The sequence below is a fragment of the Selenomonas sp. KH1T6 genome (assembly GCF_900108415.1).
In the GTDB taxonomy this organism is placed as follows: domain Bacteria; phylum Bacillota; class Negativicutes; order Selenomonadales; family Selenomonadaceae; genus Selenomonas_B; species Selenomonas_B ruminantium_A.
Map to the genome: position 1 here is coordinate 1 of NZ_FNWN01000072.1, position 1,978 is coordinate 1,978.

Below are 1,978 nucleotides of genomic sequence, written 5' to 3' on the forward strand. Positions count from 1 at the left end.
TCTATGATGTCATCTACGGTGGTAGCGGAAATAAGGGCAATAGGGCTGTAGTTGGAAGTAAGGCAACATCGTTCACGCTCCCCAGCCAGAACTACGATGACAAGAGCCTCAGTGCTCCCAACATCGATGCCTCGGGCAACAGCAAGGCAGGGTTAAAAATAACCGGCAATGAACAGGGCAACGAAATCTGGGCAGGTTCCGGTGGCGATTCCATCGACGGTGGTGACGGCAGTGATACCATTCATGGCGGCGCAGGAGTGGACATCTACTACCAGAGCAGGACTGGCGGCACCACTGATGTTCTCACGGACTGGGACGAAAATGATCTGATACAGATTTTCGAGCAAGCCATGAATGGCGCTGCTGATGTTTCAGCAGATACCGTAAATGGCGGCGATGTAACGTTGAACCTTAGGCATAGCAATGGCCCCCAAACCTTGGTGCTAAAAGGGATGGCAGGAAAAAATATCCGTCTTCAGAAAACCGAGGACAGGCTCTATAATGTCATCTATGGCGGCAGCGGAAAAAAAGGCAGCCGGGTTGTGGTAGATGAAAATGATACGCAGTTTGGCCTGTACAGTGACATAGGTGTCGACAACATCGATGCCTCCACCAATACTAAGGGCATTTATATCCAGGATGTATGGGGCGGTGGCATGAACTATGCCAATGCCATTTGGACTGGCTCGGGCGATGACAAAATCGAAGCTGCCGGAGGCGATGATACCGTCTACGCCGCTGCAGGAAACGACAGTATCCTGGGCGGGGATGGAAGCGATATAATTTACGGCCAGGCCGGCAATGACTATCTCGATGGCGGCAATGGCGATGATACTCTGAGTGGCGGCACTGGCAACAATACGCTCTTTGGTGGCAACGGCAGTGATTTCTTTGTATTGGGATCGGGTACCGATACTGTTTCCGATTTCAACGCTACAGAGGATAAGGTTCGTTACACCGGTCTTTTGGCCAACCTTAAAAGTAGCATCAGTGGCTCTGATGTGCTGCTTACGGCAGGTGCTTCCCAAATGCAGCTTAAGAACGCTGGCGGCAGGGAAATTGGCTTGGTTAATGCCAAAGGCAGTATTGTTGCCACGGTAACAACAACAGGAGATCTCAATTTTACATCTAGTTCCATTGTCATTGACAAAACCTTTGTCGGCAGCAAATTTGATGCAAGTCCCTATGGGAATATCAAGACCATAGATGCGCGGAAAGCTCCGCAGGCTATCACAATCATTGGCAATGACCTTGACAATAAGATCCTGTTGGGAAGCAAGGGCAGTACCGTCAAGGCCGGTGCAGGCAATGACAAGATTTCCGTTACAGGCGGCAAGAACAAGCTTTATGGCGAGGATGGCAATGACTCCATCGTGGGCGGCACTGGCAATGATTTGCTGAGTGGTGGCGATGGCGTTGACACCATTCGTGGCACGGCAGGCAACAACTCCATCTATGGTGGCGTAGGTAACGACGTTCTTTACGGCGGCATTGGCAAGGATACTTTCTTCTACGCCAAGGGGGCTGGCAACGATAAAATCTACAATTTCGAATCGGACAAAGACGCCATAAAGTATACTAACGGCGCTTTGAAGAGCGTTTCCATTAGCAAGTCCAAGGTTGTCACTTTGACCCATGCAAGTGGCAAAACTGAGGGAACCCAAAAGCTGGCAGCCATGGGGGTCTATGGTCAGTCTGCCGACATTATTACCACCGTCGGCAAGACTACGGCCACCGTGACCCACAACTTCGGCACCTATGGGAAGAAAAACAGCTGGAGTGTTGACTCCGCCAAGATTGGCAATGAGGGCTTCCACGGCAGCACCAGCACCGATACCCTGATCGTCACTGGCGATACAAAGGCCACCATCGAGCTGGATAAGACTTCCCTTTACACCAGCATCAACAAAGTGAGTGCCACCAAAGCCACGGCAGACCTGACCATCAAGGGCACGTCAGCTAAGGACATAATTTATGG

General features: G+C 51.0%; 1 protein-coding gene. It reads left to right on the forward strand.

Annotated features, from left to right (window positions below; all coding sequences use genetic code 11):
• A partial coding sequence (locus BLW59_RS17010) for a calcium-binding protein (RefSeq protein WP_139283757.1) occupies positions 1–1,978 on the forward strand: 1,978 nt, incomplete at both ends.